Origin of the sequence: Pleionea mediterranea (assembly GCF_003148745.1) — a bacterium.
GTDB classification, from domain to species: Bacteria; Pseudomonadota; Gammaproteobacteria; order Enterobacterales; family Kangiellaceae; genus Pleionea; species Pleionea mediterranea.
The window spans coordinates 156,247-173,187 of record NZ_QGGU01000005.1 but is presented as its reverse complement, the minus strand read 5'-3'; the positions used below and the strand labels follow the sequence as shown (position 1 = coordinate 173,187).

The window sequence follows — 16,941 nt, the reverse complement described above, 5'->3', positions numbered from 1 at the left end:
CCTTTGTATATCCCAAAATAATTCCATTCATTGATAACCTCCATCTCATTTTTAAATGATAATGATTATTATTACGATTTGCATTGTAATGAGAATGAATATCATTTACATTGTGCGCTCATGGGTTACGGCAAACCGACGAAGCGTTTGTTGTGTTGAATTTTATTGTCATTAACAAATAAAAAAGCGGGATCACGCATGGGTAACGCAGAAATTATTTCGCAGTATCGGGGCGACAAATTAGCGTCCGAATTCGCCTGGAAAAGTAAATCTTTTATTTTTAATGGTACGACTGTGTCGGCGTTAACCAGTCGGGTAGTGGATGCTTTATCTTTGTTGTCGCAACAAATGGAACAAGTAGAGCAACCGTTTAGTGGAAAGACACCTAAAGATCTGGCGCAACAGTTTCAATCGCTTGATCTTGAGCAACCTTTGTTGTCGTTTACAGAAAGTTTGAAAGAGCTAAAGCAGTTGTATCTTGATGACGCCGTTTATTTTCATCAACCGGGATATATGGCGCATTTGAATTGCCCCATTGTTTATCCGGCCATTGTTGCTGAACTGATACTGTCGTCAGTTAATTCATCACTGGATACCTGGGATCAAAGTGCAGGTGGAACCTTGATCGAGCAGTCATTAATTGACTGGACCATACAAAAAATAGGTCTTGGTAAAAATGCCGATGGTATTTTTACCAGTGGTGGTACTCAGTCTAATTTAATGGCGTTATTGTTGGCACGGGATCATTTTTCTCGCTATCACTTGTTGCACAGTATTAAGCAACAAGGATTGCCTAAGGAAGCGAGCCGGTTTCGAATTTTAACTTCTGAAGTCAGTCATTTTAGTGTGCAAAAGTCGGCTGCTATTCTTGGGCTGGGTTATCAGAGTGTTATTTCGGTTGCTACGGATGGTGCATTTCGAATGGACACTCATGATCTGCAACAAAAACTGATCCAGTGCCGTAACGATAATTTAATTCCTGTTTGTGTTGTGGCAACTGCTGGCACCACTGATTTTGGCAGCATCGATCCGTTGCAAGACATTGCCGATATCTGTCAGCAACAAAAACTGTGGTTTCATGTGGATGCTGCTTATGGTTGCGGACTATTGATTTCGAATCAGCGTCGTAACAAGTTAGTTGGTATAGAACAGGCTGACTCGGTGACAGTGGATTATCATAAGTCATTTTTTCAGCCAGTCAGTTGCGGTGCATTTTTTGTTAAGGATAAACATCAGTTTAAGGATGTTACTCATCATGCGGATTATTTAAACCCATTGAGTCAGTCTCAGGAAGGGACGCCCAATCTGGTTAATAAAAGCATACAGACAACCCGCCGCTTTGATGCATTAAAACTCTGGCTAAGCTTGCGCGTTATTGGTGCTCAGCAATTAGGCGATTACTTTGATCAAGTGTTAGATATTGCTGAGCAAGCCTATTACATGCTGGATAACGAGCCTTGTATAGAAGTATTACATAAGCCCGAGTTATCCGCACTGGTGTTTCGGTATTTGCCACAGAAGCAATCTGATTATAACCATGAAATAAAATCCGAAACCGATACTTGCTCAATTAATGAAGCGATTAGAAAAGCTCTGTTTAAACGGGGAGAGCAGATTATTGCATCAACAAAGGTGAATGGCCTGAGTTACCTAAAGATAACTTTGTTAAACCCACAACTTGAATTAGAACAATTGGTTGAACTGATAGAGACGATTAAACGGATTGGTAATGATCTTATTAAGAGTTTTGATGCTGGTGAAAGTCTTGAATCAGCTATCGAAAACATAATTGAGACAGATGCTGAAAATGAATTTAAAGCTAACGTGAGTACTAATATCAATTCGGTGGCTTAGATAAAGCGTTGTTATTTTTAGTGATGATTAATCATCACTGAATTATTAATCCTATTAATAAAGCCGTAAATAACGACATAAATAAAAGCATTAAGAGCAGAGATATGAAAGAGCGAGTATACGATTTTATCGGAGTGGGTATTGGGCCTTTTAATTTAGGCCTGGCAGCTCTGGTTCAGCCAATAAACAATATTGACTGTCTTTTTTTCGATAACAATTCTGAGTTTAATTGGCATTCCGGCATGATGCTGGAAAGTGCACATTTGCAAACGCCGTTCTTGGCGGATCTGGTGACACTGGCCGATCCCACTCATCCACTCAGCTTTCTTAATTATGCCAAGCAAAATGGTCACTTATATTCGTTTTATATTCGTGAAGATTTTTATTTGATGCGTAAGGAATTTAATCAGTACTGTCAGTGGGTCGCTAATCAACTCGACAGTTTGGCGTTTAATTCGGAAGTTCAATCAATTGAGTATCTGGAGCATGAGGACTGCTTTTGTGTAACCGTTAAACGGGTAAAACAAGCTATATCATCCAGTCAACTATCAGATTACAGTACGAACGACAGTGAGAGTGAGCCTCATTACTACTACTGCCGAAAACTGGTGCTTGGCAGTGGACCTGTTCCAAGTTTACCTAAAGTATGCAGAGCCGATAGTAACAACATTATTCATTCGTCAAATTATCTTCATCATGTTGAGCGAATAAAGAAAAACAAGTCGATTACTCTGGTTGGAAGTGGTCAGAGCGCCGCTGAAATATTTTATGATCTGCTTCAGGATATTGATAGTCACGGATACGAGTTGAACTGGGTTACACGCTCACCCCGGTTTTTTCCTTTGGAATATACCAAGCTAACGCTTGAGATGACCTCGCCAGAATATATTGATTATTTCCATCAGTTACCGTCGGGTAAACGCGATCAGCTTATGCGCGAGCAAAAGCAATTGTTCAAGGGCATTAACACATGCTTGATTAATGATATTTTCGATCTGCTTTACGTGAAACGTTTGTCCGATGATATTCAGGTTAATATGATCACCAACTCTGAGTTGACTGAATGTTATACAAAGCCAGGTGAACAAAAACTTCATTTGTCATTCCATCAAACTGAGCAAGAGTGTGATTTTGAATTCGAAACCCATATGGCTATTTTTGCCAGTGGTTATCAATATCAACAGCCGTCTTATTTAACGCCTGTTAATCGATGGTTATGTTTTGATGAGAAAGGTCGATTTAATGTCGCCCGAAATTACAGCATTGATAAATCCGCCAGTCGGATATTTGTGCAAAATGCAGAAATTCACACTCACGGTTTTGTTGCGCCCGATCTCGGCATGGCCTGTTATCGCAACAGTTGTTTAATACGAGAAATTTGTGGCGAGGAAGTTTACCCCATAGAGCAACGTATTGCTTTTCAGAATTTTGATGCGCGCAATTTTGCACCGGCCAAACGTCAGTTTACCGATCATCAAAGTGCAGAGGCCGTGGCATGAATCTAAAAGCTTCGTTAATTGCGTTAACGTTAATATCAGTGATTTGTGACACGCTGGTATTACCCTTTTATCCGCAGTTTTTTGCTGAAAGCTTTATGATCAGTGATCCACAACATGTTGGTTATTATGTGGCAACTTGTTGTGTGACGGTTATGCTGATGTTCCCGGTATGGGCAAAAGTCGCCCGTTATCTAAACGAAGTACATATATGGGTTTATACCCAGGTGATTGCCGGTGCTTTAGGCATTGCCTGTTATCTGGTGACAGATCTGGTGAGCTTCTGGATAGTGTCGCAATTAATGCTGGTATTTAAAGCAAGTTACTTATTAATATATCCCTATGTGATGCGTCTTGAGCAACAAGATACTCGCATTAATATTGCTGGATTATTTGCGGTATTGATGCACTTTGGTGCGATTGGCGGCGCGTTAATTGGTGGAATGATACTCGACTGGGTAAATGCCCGATTCTTGTATTTGATTATGGCGACTGGTGATGCCACACAAGTGGTTATCTGCCTTTATTTAATTAAACGTTTTGCGATCCCCTTGTTCGCCCGTGATCCGGTAAATACCAATACCAATACCAATAGGACAATAGTAAATCCTAAAGAGTCTCCTTCGACAATGGATATGGTGAGCACGGATGCTTCTTTTTTCTGGCGCAAGTTAACTAAACTTAATCGGATGTTTCATTCGCTGCCTGTACCCGGGTATGTGGTTCAGCTTGGTGTGATTTCGTTACTTTTTTACTTTGCTGCTTTTGCTATCCGACCTTTCTTATCCAGTTACTGGGCATCTATTTCTAACTGGGACAGTACCCTTGTTGCCGGACTGGTATATGCCATTCCTGGTTTAGTGGCGCTGTTGGGTTTATGGGCAAACTATCGGTTTCGTGATCGTTTATCGTCTTACCACAAAATAGCGCTGGCGATGTTATGGGCAATTGTTGGCACTCTTATTCAGAGCATTTCCATTGATTGGCTAATGATTATCGGTCGCCTGATTTATGGTTGGGGACTGTTTCAAGTGATGGTTACTCTGGAGGTGTTACTGTTTCAATTAAGTAAGCCCAGTCAATTTGCTCGAGATTACAGTCAGGTTCATCTGTTTCAGAACATAGGGTTGATATTTGCTTCTTTAATGACCGGTTTTACCGTTGCTGAATTCAGTTTGAGCTGGCCGTTTTATTTGTCCGCCATAGTGTTCGTTTTAACACTGTTAATGTTCCTGATGATTAATCGAGAACATTTTTCGAAAGCAAACAACCAATCTTTTACCACACAAACCGAAAGTATTTAGTAATAGGAATGTGCAAATGAATCATTTTATATCTGACAAGAACACGCCGATTGGAAACATTTCCATTAAACCCTTTGAGATCGAGCGAGATATTAAACAGTTGCATCACTGGGTAACGCAGCCTTATGCAAAGTACTGGGGGTTACTCGATGCTTCATTAGAAAATGTTACCGCAGAGTATCAATCACTGTTAAAACAGTCGGGTAATTTTATTTTTATGGGGTTAGTTAATCATAAGCCGGCTTTCTTGCTGGAGGTATACGAGCCTGAGCATTCCGAGCTGGCAAATATTAACGCCGTTAAACAAGATGATCGGGGAATGCATATTTTAATTGCGCCGCCCGATGAAAAACAGCACGGCTTTTCGTTTCAAGTCATCTGTCAGGCTATGCAGTTTATCTTTGATCATTTTAATACCGACAGAATAGTGGTGGAGCCTGATAGCAGCAATACTAAAATTCATAAGCTTAATCGCCGCGTTGGTTTTGTTCATGACAGAGAAGTTCAGTTAAAAAGCAAAAATGCCTATCTGGCTTTTTGCACCAAAAAACAGTTTCAACTGGCTATCAATAAAGCGAAAGGGGATCGTCAGGTATTTTCAGGTTTTTATTCCAAACCTGCTAACGCTTGTGACATGGTGCAGCCGGAGGTGTGGCGAAAAGTGAATCGTCATCTGGTGTGTAAAGCTATTTCTGAGTTCAGTCATGAGCGTATATTACAACCCAAGTGTATTGGTGAGCATGAAACCTATCAACGATATCAGTTAAACAGTCAAACCGACGATGTGGTTTATCATTTTAATGCCAATCTGCTTGCGCTGGAACATTGGTCTATCGATGCCGATTCAATAAAGCGCTATCAAAGTAATCATCCTATGGATCTGGATGCGGTGGATTTTATTTTGGAGTTTAATGATCAACTTGGTATTCCTGAAGATAAACTGGCGACTTACCTTGAAGAAGTTTCAAGCACTTTATACGGTGCAGCCTATAAGCAGGTAAAATCCTGGAAGGATTCCCGTGAATTGGTACACGCGGATTTTCAGACCATTGAAAGCAATATGTCGGAAGGCCATCCCTGCTTTATTGCGAATAATGGTCGAATTGGATTTGATGCAATGGACTATCAACAGTATGCCCCTGAGTCTGCACAAAGTGTGCGATTTGTCTGGTTGGCTATCCACAAGGAACGAAGCGTTTTTAGTCACAATCAGCAATGGCCGTATCAAAAACTATTAGAGTCTGAGCTTGATCCAACGTTAATTGCTTCGTTTAATAAGACGATTATGCAGCAGTCGGCTGATCCCAAAGATTACTATTTTATTCCAGTTCATCCGTGGCAGTGGTTTCATAAACTCTCGATGATTTTTGCTAATGATATTGCCACAGGGTTTATTATTTGCTTGGGCAATGGCAACGATGTGTATCAGGCGCAGCAGTCTATCAGAACGTTTTTTAATCTTACTTGTCCGCATCGACATTACGTAAAAACAGCACTATCAATTTTAAATATGGGTTTTATGCGCGGACTATCTTCCGACTATATGGCGGTGACGCCTAAAATTAACGACTGGGTGTATGAGCTGGTCGAGCAAGATAAGTTTTTACAGCAAACCTCTTTTACCATACTTCGCGAGGTGGCCGCCATTGGTTATCGAAATCCTCATTATGAATCGAATAAAGTTGAGCAGACACAGTATAAAAAAATGTTGTCAGCTCTATGGCGAGAAAGTCCGGTTACTCAAGTAAAACCCGATCAACAATTAATGACCATGGCGGCTTTGTTGCATATTGATCCGCAAGGCAACGCCTTACTGCCTGAGCTGATTAAGCAATCGGGTTTAACTGTACAGCAATGGTTGCATCAATATTTTAATGCTTATCTTGTTCCGTTACTGCACTGTTTGTACAAACATCATCTGGTGTTTATGCCACACGGGGAAAATATTATTTTGGTGATGGATAAGGGGCGTCCGGTAAAAGCGATTATGAAAGACATTGGAGAGGAAATCTGTCTGATTAATTCTGATACGGAGTTACCACAAGGGATCGAACGTATTAAAGTGACCATGCCGAACGATATTGCCATATTGTCGATTTTTACGGATGTGTTTGATGATGTTTTTCGATTTATGGCAGCGATATTGGTTGAGCATTGCGCGATCAGTGAAGATGATTTCTGGCAGCAGGTTGCAATCAGTATTCATCAGTATCAGGCCTCCATGCCAGAATTGTCTCATCGATTTAAGGAGCTTGATATTTTTGCCGACAGTTTTAATCATTCCTGCCTTAATCGTTTGCAACTGCGTAATAATTTACAAATGGTGAACTTAAGTGATCCCGCAGGCGCACTTCAGTTTGCAGGTGAGCTGGTTAATCCCATTGCAAAGTATCGGTCTATCAAGCAGGACAATAAACTGTCGATTACAAAAGTTGCTGTTAAATCAAATGACCAATTTGACCGATCAACGTCCGTTGCTTAGGGCTGGTAATCTTATAGTGCCGATAATATATCTTAGGCTAAGTTAAGTAATGACGTCATGTATTGTAAGCGTTAATAATTCGAAACTCGAAGCATTAACGCATTACTTAGCAAAATACTACAACCTGACAGTCGATGGGATCTGTGTTCATGACGGTAATCAGCCAAAAGATAGAAATGGTTATCGTGCAAATGATTTGGAACATAATAATCACTGGTATAAAACGGAGCAAATGACAACCTTATTGGTTGACAGTGTTTTTACAAAAATATGTCAGGGTATGCTCAGTCATGTAAAACCGGCTATCGAAAAAAAGAGTAGAGAAAATTCTTGTCCAAAAAAAATAGTCATAGCAAAGCAGTATTCTATATTTCGCTGTTTTACTGAACTCGTTTGGCGTCAGGTGTACACCATTGTTTCGTCAGTGCATCAAGTGAAATCCTGTGTAGACACGGAATCATTGTCATTAAAAATAATCGATGGTGAAGTCTCTGCGGTTAACTTTAATCTTCTTAGTGAACAGAATTTTGAAGAGAGTGGTGCAGTTAGTGGTGCAGCATATCGAAACAACAATATGTCATTAGAAGCTTTAATTGAACATTCTGCTTATTCGATTAAGCAATGGTCAGTCTCTATTGCTGAGTTGGTTCATCAGGTGTTTAACGTTAAATATCAGCTATTAATAATGTCGCTACAGGACATTGTTTTATCGGCACTGGCATCGCAAGCTAAACTGGAATATGAGGATTTAAGGCAATACGCGCTACTATGGTTAAAGCCCTGGCAATCCAGAAAAAACATTGCATTTATTACAGATGAAAGGCAATCAGCCAAATTGCTGCCTATACGAAGAAGCTGTTGCTTTTACTTTCAAGTCGACTCACAGGGTATGTGCACAAACTGTCCAAAATTATCTCGTGCTAAAAAGTATAAAAACTTAATCAAAATTGAACCGGAAATTGAGCCGGAAGTGAGAAATTAATATGTCTTCTAATGTAGCGTTAACTAATGAAGCGTCGTCTAATCATGAGTCATTAAAAAAGAACCGTATAGAGGTGGTTGATATCGCACGAGGATTATCCGTAATTGTTATGATTATGGTACATACCCTCTGGATGTATGGCAGTGAACTAACACAATCCGAATCTGTTATAGGTGATTTGCTACACTTGCTGGGAAAAGGTACTGCGGCATTTCTGGTACTAATGGGATTTTCGATGGCATTATCCTCAAGAAATACTGCATTCGGATTGATCTCTCGTGGTGTGTTGCTGCTTGCGTTTGCTTATGCGCTTAATTTTTTAAAGTTTATTGTGCCCATCACACTGTTTCAAACCATGCCGGAAAGTTTTGTTCAGGCTTATCAGTGGCAGTCGCCATTGAATATTACTCAATATGTTTACTTGTTATTGACCGGCGATATTTTACAGATGGCCGCTATAACTTTAATCATTATGGGGATCTTTAATAAGTGGCTCAGCAGCAATAGCTTTATTATCGTTTTTGGTTTGTTAATTATTGCGCTTTCCGGTGAGCTTCGCGGGGCAACTTTAGACATTAATGGACTAGGCTATTTAGCCAGTTTGTTTTGGAGTGATAATTATCAGGTTTATTTCCCCGTTTTTCCCTGGATGGCTTGTGTATTGTTTGGTCGGTTATTTGGAAACTTATTTGTGCAGAGGCAACACGATCAGGGGTATACCTTTAAAATGATGGCTATCACTGGTGCTGGATTAATTGCTTGTGGTGTCGGATTGATCGCCATTAATACGGAGTATCATTTTAATAACTTCTTTCACCTTGGTCCGGGCGGTGCGCTGTATTTAATTGGTTTAAATGGCGTAGGTATATGGCTACTGTTTCATTTAATAAAAATACTACCGGATAATAAAATCACTCAGTTGCTTTGCTGGTGCAGTGTGCGGGTCACGTCTATTTATGTGTTGCAATGGACATTGATTTGCTGGGGGATGGGCGTGATTGGTTTTAAAACCCTATCGCCTGAGCAATTGATGCTTATGTTACCTTTAATGATTGTATTGACATTAACGGTTCATTATCTTTTGGAGAAAGGCATCCAGTTTAGTCGTCAGATTATTAGAAATAAAATGCAAGCTGATAGTTGCTCAGACCGTTTAAACGCGAGCTGAATGATTTCAACTTTGGCGATTGGCTTTGCCGCATTTTCTCAATGGTTTGTTCGCTGTCTCAGGTGACCAGAAGTACAAGCTTGCGGCCACATTGTGGCCATTGTTATTAAGATGCGTGCGACCACTGGCGCCATCAAATTGAAAACTTGTGTGTTTTGTTGCCAGTTCGGGAAAGCGATGGAAGTCATCTGGGGTTAACTGAATGCCATCGGCAGTGATCTTTAGAATGGCTTCATCAAATGAAACTTTATTCAGTTGCGCGTAGATTTTGGCGTAAGCCATGATAAACACAGAATCGAAAAAGTAAGCTGAGTCGTAAGTAGTGCTATCCAGATTCAGCTTTTCTGAAACCTGTTTAAATACGTTGTAATCCACCCGTTGGCTCTCTGCGATAACCATGGATAGGCACTTTTTAATCTCTGGCAGGTCAGCATTTATAATGGGGGTCGGTTTTACCAGATCGGCGGTAATAAACAGTGGCATGATGGATAGGTTAGCTTGCTCTATATGCTCCAGTACTTGTACTGCCTGAAACTGCGGCAAAATAACAATGACAGTTTGTGGCTTATCATTTTTTAGTGTTTGAATCACCGGTTTCATATTATATTCTTTGTAATTGACCAGTCGACTTAACACTATTTGCTCTATAACCTTTCCATTTTTTTTATTCAATGAATCTATGATTTCATTGGTTAGTTCTATGTCGTAATCATGTTTGGTGCGAATTACGATAACTTTTTTATGGCGACTTTGCTGAGCAATATGTTTCGCAATGGCTTCTCCTTGCATGGCATTGGAAGCGATCAATCGATACACCAGTCCGCGAGAATTATTTTCAACCAACTGATTCATACTGGCGGTGGGGGCGATTAATGGAATGTCATTGGGCAGGGTAAGTTGCTCGGCAACTTGTTGAGCCCGGTCGGACTCAACAGGGCCTATAAGCACTTGCGCATTAAAGTCATCAAGCAATTCTTTGGTAACGGACATAGCCATGTCATTATTGGACGCATCATCACCCCGTATAATGGCAATAGGGCGACCCAATACTCCGCCATGTTTATTGATTATTTCTGCGGCACTGTCTGCAGCAGCAATCAATTCTGTGGAATAAGTGGGGTACTTGCTAACGGGAAGTACCAAACCAATATTTATCGGTTGGTTTAAACCGTCATAGCTTTCGGATACAAAAACACCTTGTCCACCTTTACCCACTTCAACACTTAAAAGCTCGTCAAAGGTTAAGCTACTAAGAGTGTCTTTGCTTCCGGCATTAACAGAAAAAGACGTAAATATTAAAACAAGAAAAGTGAAAACAACTCGAACAGCTATCACTATCATAATTGGTCCATACTAATTTTCTATGAAACATAGTATAGCTGTTTCAACACATACGTCTAATGTGCTATTGGTGTTAATTAGTTTGTGGTTGTATAGATAGAAGAATATCTGTAGAGCAATTTTTAATGTGACAGCGGCTGAAATTATTCGGCACATTCTTGTGCCTCACCCCTTGGGGGCCATCACCTTGTCGGTGATGTTCGGTAGCGCTCTGACCGCCATGGATGGTGGGAATGTAATGAAGTTGTCGGGAACAACTATTACCTTGCGATACACGTAAACCCGTTACTTGGCTTCTCATCCGCACCGTTTCCACAAACAAAAAAGGCCCACCCGAAGGTGAGCCTTGTTTATTTGGTGGAGACGGCGGGAATTGAACCCGCGTCCGCAAATCCGCTGCTTAAGGTTCTACATGTGTAGTCTCGTCTTTAATTTAACCTATTAGTTTCCGACGGACAGGAGCTAATAGGTGAGCTTGTTTAAGTTTAACGGTTGGGCTACAAGCAAGCTTACCCGCGAGTCTCCGTATATGTCTGTCGAGTTCCTACCGGTGACACTCAGAGTCGACAGTTAGCCTTAAGCGGCTAAAGCGTAGTTATCGTCGTTTGCGACTATAATTTTCAGCTAGTGGGTACGAGGTTCGCTGACACCTCGACATGCCCCTTAAGTTTTGTAATCCACGTCGAAGCCAAATCGTCCCCAATGTGTAAAAACTTAAGAATTTCGATTGATAGTTAATCAATTAGGGCAATTATCCCATATTCAAGGGCGTGTCGCTATGGTTTATCGTGTTTCGTGTACCAAGTTGTGAAATACTTTTCGATTGTTATAGATAAAACCTTCAATTATGGGTAAATTTGATTCGTGAGCTAAAATACGTACACTAAGCTTAATAAATACAATAAGTTATTCGAATGGGATCCCGTTTGTGGAGCAAAATCAATCACTAAACTGGCAGTATGTTTGTCGCACCGATCCGGGTAAGGTTCGGGAGCTGAATGAGGATTCTTGCCTGTGCGAGCCTGAATTAGGTCTCTGGGTGGTGGCTGATGGAATGGGTGGTCATTCGTGCGGCGAAGTGGCCAGTCATCAAGCGATTGAGAGTATCAAACAGGAATGTGCCGCCGGTAAGTCGGTTTCTGAGGCTATCCAGCAGGCGCATTTTGATATTCTTAAGGCGGCCGAAAGCGGTGAGGGCGCGGACGGTATGGGCACCACAGCAGTTGCTCTAAAGCATAATGGCAGTGGGTTTTCCATGAACTGGGTTGGTGATAGTCGGGGTTATCTGTGGCAACCGAAAAAAAAGCGGTTAACACAGCTGACACAGGATCACTCATTGGTGGAGCGTTTGTTATCTGCCGGACTTATCAGCCAGGAAGAGTCAAAGTCGCATCCGCAAAGGCATTTGATTACTCAGTGTCTGGGCTCTAAAGAGTTGAAACAGGTTAAGGTGGATACAACCCGTTATCAGTGGGAGCCGGAGCAAGTCATCTTATTGTGCAGTGACGGCCTGACGGAAGAGCTGACCGAGCAAGATATGATCACTATCTTTTCTGCTCAGTCTGATCTGGATATTACCGCCGATAGACTGTTACGAATGGCATTGAATAAGGGCGGACAAGATAATATTTCCATTATTCTTTTGCGTTCACCCATCGAATTACCAAAAGGGTTGAAGGGATTGTGGTATCGCTTATCCCTGATGGCTCGAAAGTTAAAAATAATAAAATAACGTACAATCGAGGCAAGCTGCCGAAGCCCTGTTTGGGCACGCGAGAACAGGATGTTTATTGGTTACATACTATGGGGTACATATGACCGATAAAAAACAGAAAGTAGGACCACAGGGGACACAGGTATTTGATCTGTCCGAAGTGGAGAGTTTACTGGCCAGCCAGTTAAAGGAGCAAAGTGCAGAAGGCACTGGGCAACCGGCTTTAATTGGCATTAGTAAGCCGTTTTCCGGTAAACGTTACATGCTAACCGAAACTCGATATCAGGTCGGTCGTACGCACGACAGCGACATTCGTTTGAATGAGCCCAGTGTGTCGTCTACCCATGCGAAAATTGTTTATTCTGGCGAACAGTGGAAAGTTATTAATTTGTTGTCATCGAATGGTACCTATGTCAACGGCGATAAGGTGTCTGAAAGTGATGTTTACCCCGGTGACCGGATACGCTTTGGTGGCGTAGAATTTATGTTTTCACTGGTTGATGACAGTCAGTCCAACAAACCAGCAAGTTCGCTGGGTTTGGGCACCAAAATTGTGCTTATTGGCATTGTTGCCATTGGTGGACTGGCCGCTGCAGCCTATTACTTAATGTAATGCTGTATATTTATCGGAATAGTCGCTTGCAGGAAGCGTCGAAAGCAACAATGCAGTCGAGTGATGCGACAGTATGAGGCATACTAAACGTGCAATCTCGATTTAAAACGTCTCTGGGCGATGCTAAAGGGGAGCAGCCTACATCGTCCAACAACGCCAATAAGCGTTCACCATCTTCCGGTAAAGCGGAGCGTTCTTCGTCGTTAACAAGTTCTTCAGCCAGTTCGAGCGAGCCTAAATCGAAAGCTGTGCGCCCGAAAAACGTTGGTCGCTATAAAGTGATTGATGAGTTGGGTCGTGGTGCAATGGCTTATGTTTACAAAGCCTACGATCCAGAGATTGATCGGTTTCTTGCGGTGAAAGTATTGCGTGAAGAACTGGCCAATGATGATGATTATCGTGCCGGATTTATTCGCGAAGCAAAACTAGCTGGTCAACTGGCCCATCCGGGCATTGTCACGGTTTATGACGTTGGTGTGGCCGACGACAAACCCTACATCGCTATGGAACTGCTTGACGGCACACCGCTCGATGACCTACTACGCAAGCGTCAGCGCTTTACGGTTAATTTCACTGTTTCTATTTTAGTGCAGCTGACTCGCGCGCTCTATTACGCGCACAAGCAGGGTGTCAGCCATCGTGATATTAAACCCGGTAATATTATGTGCCTGGCCGATAATAAAACCGTCAAGATCACTGATTTTGGTATTGCCCAGCTGGATGATTCATTAGCTTCAGCCGGCAAAACTCAGGAGAAAGTTCTGGGTACGCCGGAATATATGTCACCAGAACAAGTACTGGGTCAATCGCTTGACGCCCGTTCCGATCTCTACTCGCTGGGATCGCTAATTCACACCATGATTACTGGTACAACACCGTTTCGGGCCGATGATTACGGTGAGTTGTTCCGTCAGATCATAAAAGATAAGCCTGAAAACATGTCGGTTGAAGGGGTGACGATCCCCGATGAGTTGCAGGATATTGTTCGTAAACTGTTGCAAAAACAACCGGACAAGCGTTATCAGAATGCCGCGCTATTAATGCGCGACATAAAAGAATTGCTAAACGTGATGGAGACGCAACAGAAGGAGCAGGATCGCCCCGGTTTTGTGTCGTTACGGTTGCGTTGGACCCTTGGTATGGCCAGCCTGGTTGCCGTAACCATGCTGATAGGTTTGGTCATTGTGTATTTTCAGCAGTACAGCGCCATGCGTAATATGGCCACCGATTACGGTTATTCCACCAGCAAACTGATCGCGTTTGAAGTAGCAGAACCCATGTTGCTGCAAGATCAGGTGGCGCTGGAAGCCATTGTGAGTGATTTAAAACAGAATCAGGACATTGAATACGTCAGTCTGCGTAACAATCAGGGCAAGGTGCTCGCCAGTACCTTGTCAGAAGAAGTGAATAAACCTTTTTTACCGTTTGCTGGCAGTGAGTTAATCGATCAAACGGAAAACGCGGCCATCTACAGCCGAACCGTGTCGTCCAACCATCAGGTGTTTGATGTGGATTCGACCATTATGTATCAGGATAAGAAACTTGGCCGTGTGGTGGTCACCGTATCCGCAGATAATCTGGTGCAATCGGCAAAATTAACGTTAATCATTATGATCGTTCTGATGATCATTACCTTGATTGCGGTTTTTGTTATGACTTTGGCGTTTGCCCGAAAAATATCGGCGCAGTCGAAAAAGTTGTCACTGGCACTGGAGCGCATAAGACGCGGACAGTTCAATCGGCGGTTAGGCGTGGAACGTAATGATGAGTTTGGCCGTATGAGTATTGCTTTTAATCAGATGGCGGAATCACTGGAAAAACGATTCGATAAAGGTGCGCCGCGAATTTCTGGCGATACGGAAAAATTACTCGTGTCCAAGCCGACCGGAGAAGCGGTTAAATCCACCGACAGTGATGAGTCTACGGTGATTCTGGAAAAGTATCAGGATTAGTAAAATATGGTTTAAACCATATAAAAAGATAACTTTAAAAAAGCCTGTCGTGTTTCACGACAGGCTTTTTATTTTGAGCAAAAGCGATCCAGTAATGAATTCAATTAAGAATTAAAGTAATCCCGAGTACCGTGCGCTTCTATGGCTTCACCAATGCGGCGCATGGCTCGTGTGTAAGCGGCATCGCGCAAACTTTTACTTTCTTCTTTCGATAAAGACCAGACATCACTGAAGGCACTGCGCATAATTTCACCAAGCCGCTCGTGCACCTGTTCCAGTGACCATGCATAGCCTTGCCTGTTTTGAGCCCACTCAAAGTAACTCACCGTAACACCGCCAGCATTTGCCAATACATCGGGGATAATAACAATGCCTTTATCGTCCAGTATTTTGTCGGCATCGCTTTCGATTGGGCCGTTGGCCACTTCGACAATGTATTTGGCGCGAATGTTATTGGCATTGTCTTTGGTAATGACGCCTTCAAGAGCCGCCGGAATAAGAATATCGACATCCAGCTCCAGCAGTTCTTCATTACTGATGGACTTATGCTCAACCAGTTCGCACACCGAGTGTTCGCAATAAACTGCGCGAACACGGCGTGAGGTTTGTTTTTCTTTATAAATACTTTCAACATCGAAACCATTGGGTGAAAAAATACCGCCCTGTGAATCGCTGATGGCGACCACTTTATAACCGGCTTCTTGCAACAGTCTTACAGCATGGTAGCCACCATTACCAAATCCCTGAACGGCAACAGTGGTTTGCTCCGGTTTTAAATCAACCTGCTTTGCCAGCTCCAACACACATAAATAAGCACCGCGACCGGTGGCATCGTCGCGACCCAGGCTACCGCCAAGACGAACTGGTTTTCCGGTAATAACACCGGGTGCTTTTACGCGTTTGATGGCTTCGTATTCATCGGCCATCCAGCCCATGATTCTGGCATTGGTATAGACATCAGGAGCCGGTATATCAGTTTGTGGACCAATAAAGTCTGCCATGGCACGAACATAAGCGCGCGACAAACGCTCCAGTTCCATCGGCGACAGATTTTTCGGATCGACAATCACACCGCCTTTACCACCGCCATAAGGTAAGCCAACCACCGCGCACTTTATCGTCATCCATAAAGCCAGCGCCTGCACTTCTTCAATACTGACGTCGGGGTGATAACGAATGCCACCCTTTGTTGGACCCAAAACATTATTGTACTGGCAGCGATAGCCGGTAAACCGGTGCGTTGAGCCATCGTCCATTCTTACTGGCAATGAGGCTGTCATGGTCGCTCGAGGATGCATTAGGCCATCTATGATTTCCGCGGAAACGCCTGATGTTTCGCCAATACTTTTTACGCGCTCCAGGGCATCTTCAAATACATTTTTCGACATGATTGTGTCCTTTGTGTTGAGGTGACTGTTCTACTGGTCTTGTGATGGGGTGGTATTGTCCTTGTTACAAGGGCTAACTCAAGACGCAGTGCACAAATTTATTGAAATATTATAGATCAGGATTGATCTGGCGGCCGACTGGAGACTTGATTACACTGAAAAGAACGCAGTAAAGAGTGACTTAGGCAACTGGTAGACAAATTGGCATGAGGTGTAATGATGAAAAAACAGACATTAAAAAACAACTGGTTATCGTTGCTCAGTCTTGCTGTGGCGTTATCGGCTTTGTTTTATAATACCTGGCGCAATGAGCAAACCGAGTTAAACCGTAATTATCGTGCCTCTGGTTTTGAAATTGTTCGTGAAATTGCCAAGTTACAGCTGCTGGTTGATCAAACCTTTTATGCACCAGAATCTAATAATAATGTGATAGAGGGGTGGACTCGCATTAATTTTATACAGTCCTTAAGCGCCATTATGCCATCATCCGTTAAGCAGCGGGCGGATGATTTAAAACTGGTATGGTCTGAACAATGGCAACAATTGAATGAAAAAGAGTCAGCGAATAAATTAATCACTGAGGCAAACAGAGCGCTAGAGCAAGAAGTTTTAATTGCGTTAAAGCAGTTAGATTAACAGTGTTGAAA

12 protein-coding genes and 1 other RNA gene are annotated in these 16,941 nt (G+C 42.5%); 10 read left to right on the top strand and 3 right to left on the bottom strand.

Features of this window, described 5'->3' with window-relative positions:
- The first annotated feature begins 198 nt into the window (after positions 1 to 198).
- The 6 genes from C8D97_RS07955 to C8D97_RS07930 all read left to right on the top strand — a co-directional run bounded on the left by C8D97_RS07955 (position 199) and on the right by C8D97_RS07930 (position 9,286).
- Positions 199 to 1,854, top strand: a complete 1,656-nt coding sequence (locus tag C8D97_RS07955; protein WP_109763234.1) for a pyridoxal phosphate-dependent decarboxylase family protein — start codon at positions 199 to 201, stop codon at positions 1,852 to 1,854.
- Between the two features lie 104 nt (positions 1,855 to 1,958).
- Entirely contained in the window at positions 1,959 to 3,353 is a 1,395-nt protein-coding gene (locus C8D97_RS07950; RefSeq protein ID WP_109763233.1) for a lysine N(6)-hydroxylase/L-ornithine N(5)-oxygenase family protein, read from the top strand.
- Positions 3,350 to 4,654, top strand: a complete 1,305-nt coding sequence (locus C8D97_RS07945) for an MFS transporter (RefSeq protein ID WP_109763232.1) — start codon at positions 3,350 to 3,352, stop codon at positions 4,652 to 4,654. The genes C8D97_RS07950 and C8D97_RS07945 overlap by 4 nt, the downstream gene beginning before the upstream one ends.
- Positions 4,655 to 4,670: 16 nt before the next feature.
- Positions 4,671 to 7,136, top strand: a complete 2,466-nt coding sequence (locus C8D97_RS07940; protein WP_109763231.1) for a GNAT family N-acetyltransferase — start codon at positions 4,671 to 4,673, stop codon at positions 7,134 to 7,136.
- A 49-nt stretch (positions 7,137 to 7,185) separates the two neighbouring features.
- Positions 7,186 to 8,118, top strand: a complete 933-nt coding sequence (locus C8D97_RS07935; protein WP_109763230.1) for a (2Fe-2S)-binding protein — start codon at positions 7,186 to 7,188, stop codon at positions 8,116 to 8,118.
- Between the two features lies 1 nt (position 8,119).
- Positions 8,120 to 9,286: a heparan-alpha-glucosaminide N-acetyltransferase domain-containing protein gene (locus tag C8D97_RS07930; protein WP_109763229.1), complete on the top strand. Its 1,167-nt coding sequence runs from the start codon at positions 8,120 to 8,122 to the stop codon at positions 9,284 to 9,286.
- Positions 9,287 to 9,292: 6 nt separating this feature from the next.
- Here the strand turns inward: C8D97_RS07930 and C8D97_RS07925 are convergent, their stop codons facing one another.
- Together C8D97_RS07925 and ssrA are read right to left on the bottom strand one after the other, a co-directional pair.
- Positions 9,293 to 10,627, bottom strand: coding sequence for an ABC transporter substrate-binding protein (locus C8D97_RS07925; protein ID WP_109763228.1), 1,335 nt, complete (start codon positions 10,625 to 10,627; stop codon positions 9,293 to 9,295).
- A 355-nt stretch (positions 10,628 to 10,982) separates the two neighbouring features.
- Positions 10,983 to 11,328, bottom strand: a transfer-messenger RNA (tmRNA) gene (gene ssrA / locus C8D97_RS07920).
- A 227-nt stretch (positions 11,329 to 11,555) separates the two neighbouring features.
- Between ssrA and C8D97_RS07915 the strand changes: the two genes are divergently transcribed.
- From C8D97_RS07915 to C8D97_RS07905, 3 genes are all read left to right on the top strand, one after another.
- Positions 11,556 to 12,359: a PP2C family protein-serine/threonine phosphatase gene (locus C8D97_RS07915; protein ID WP_170115183.1), complete on the top strand. Its 804-nt coding sequence runs from the start codon at positions 11,556 to 11,558 to the stop codon at positions 12,357 to 12,359.
- A gap of 82 nt (positions 12,360 to 12,441) precedes the next feature.
- Positions 12,442 to 12,954 (top strand): FHA domain-containing protein, encoded by a 513-nt coding sequence (locus tag C8D97_RS07910; RefSeq protein ID WP_109763226.1) that lies wholly within the window; start codon positions 12,442 to 12,444, stop codon positions 12,952 to 12,954.
- Positions 12,955 to 13,043: 89 nt separating this feature from the next.
- Complete coding sequence (locus tag C8D97_RS07905) at positions 13,044 to 14,906, top strand: protein kinase domain-containing protein (RefSeq protein WP_109763225.1); 1,863 nt, start codon at positions 13,044 to 13,046, stop codon at positions 14,904 to 14,906.
- A gap of 104 nt (positions 14,907 to 15,010) precedes the next feature.
- On the opposite strand, the gene C8D97_RS07900 is transcribed toward C8D97_RS07905, so the two are convergent.
- Positions 15,011 to 16,294 carry a Glu/Leu/Phe/Val family dehydrogenase gene (locus tag C8D97_RS07900; protein ID WP_109763224.1) on the bottom strand — a complete coding sequence of 428 codons (1,284 nt, stop codon included), beginning with the start codon at positions 16,292 to 16,294 and terminating at the stop codon, positions 15,011 to 15,013.
- A gap of 216 nt (positions 16,295 to 16,510) precedes the next feature.
- Between C8D97_RS07900 and C8D97_RS07895 the strand changes: the two genes are divergently transcribed.
- Entirely contained in the window at positions 16,511 to 16,930 is a 420-nt protein-coding gene (locus C8D97_RS07895; protein WP_146196121.1) for a hypothetical protein, read from the top strand.
- Positions 16,931 to 16,941 lie beyond the last annotated feature (11 nt).

What these genes read in the sequence shown, in the direction of transcription:
- C8D97_RS07955 (WP_109763234.1), top strand. Translation starts at nt 199, where the DNA reads ATGGGTAACGCAGAAATTATTTCGCAGTATCGGGGCGACAAATTAGCG.
- C8D97_RS07950 (WP_109763233.1), top strand. Translation starts at nt 1,959, where the DNA reads ATGAAAGAGCGAGTATACGATTTTATCGGAGTGGGTATTGGGCCTTTT.
- C8D97_RS07945 (WP_109763232.1), top strand. Translation starts at nt 3,350, where the DNA reads ATGAATCTAAAAGCTTCGTTAATTGCGTTAACGTTAATATCAGTGATT.
- C8D97_RS07940 (WP_109763231.1), top strand. Translation starts at nt 4,671, where the DNA reads ATGAATCATTTTATATCTGACAAGAACACGCCGATTGGAAACATTTCC.
- C8D97_RS07935 (WP_109763230.1), top strand. Translation starts at nt 7,186, where the DNA reads ATGACGTCATGTATTGTAAGCGTTAATAATTCGAAACTCGAAGCATTA.
- C8D97_RS07930 (WP_109763229.1), top strand. Translation starts at nt 8,120, where the DNA reads ATGTCTTCTAATGTAGCGTTAACTAATGAAGCGTCGTCTAATCATGAG.
- C8D97_RS07925 (WP_109763228.1), bottom strand. Translation starts at nt 10,627, where the DNA reads ATGATAGTGATAGCTGTTCGAGTTGTTTTCACTTTTCTTGTTTTAATA.
- C8D97_RS07910 (WP_109763226.1), top strand. Translation starts at nt 12,442, where the DNA reads ATGACCGATAAAAAACAGAAAGTAGGACCACAGGGGACACAGGTATTT.
- C8D97_RS07900 (WP_109763224.1), bottom strand. Translation starts at nt 16,294, where the DNA reads ATGTCGAAAAATGTATTTGAAGATGCCCTGGAGCGCGTAAAAAGTATT.
- C8D97_RS07895 (WP_146196121.1), top strand. Translation starts at nt 16,511, where the DNA reads ATGATGAAAAAACAGACATTAAAAAACAACTGGTTATCGTTGCTCAGT.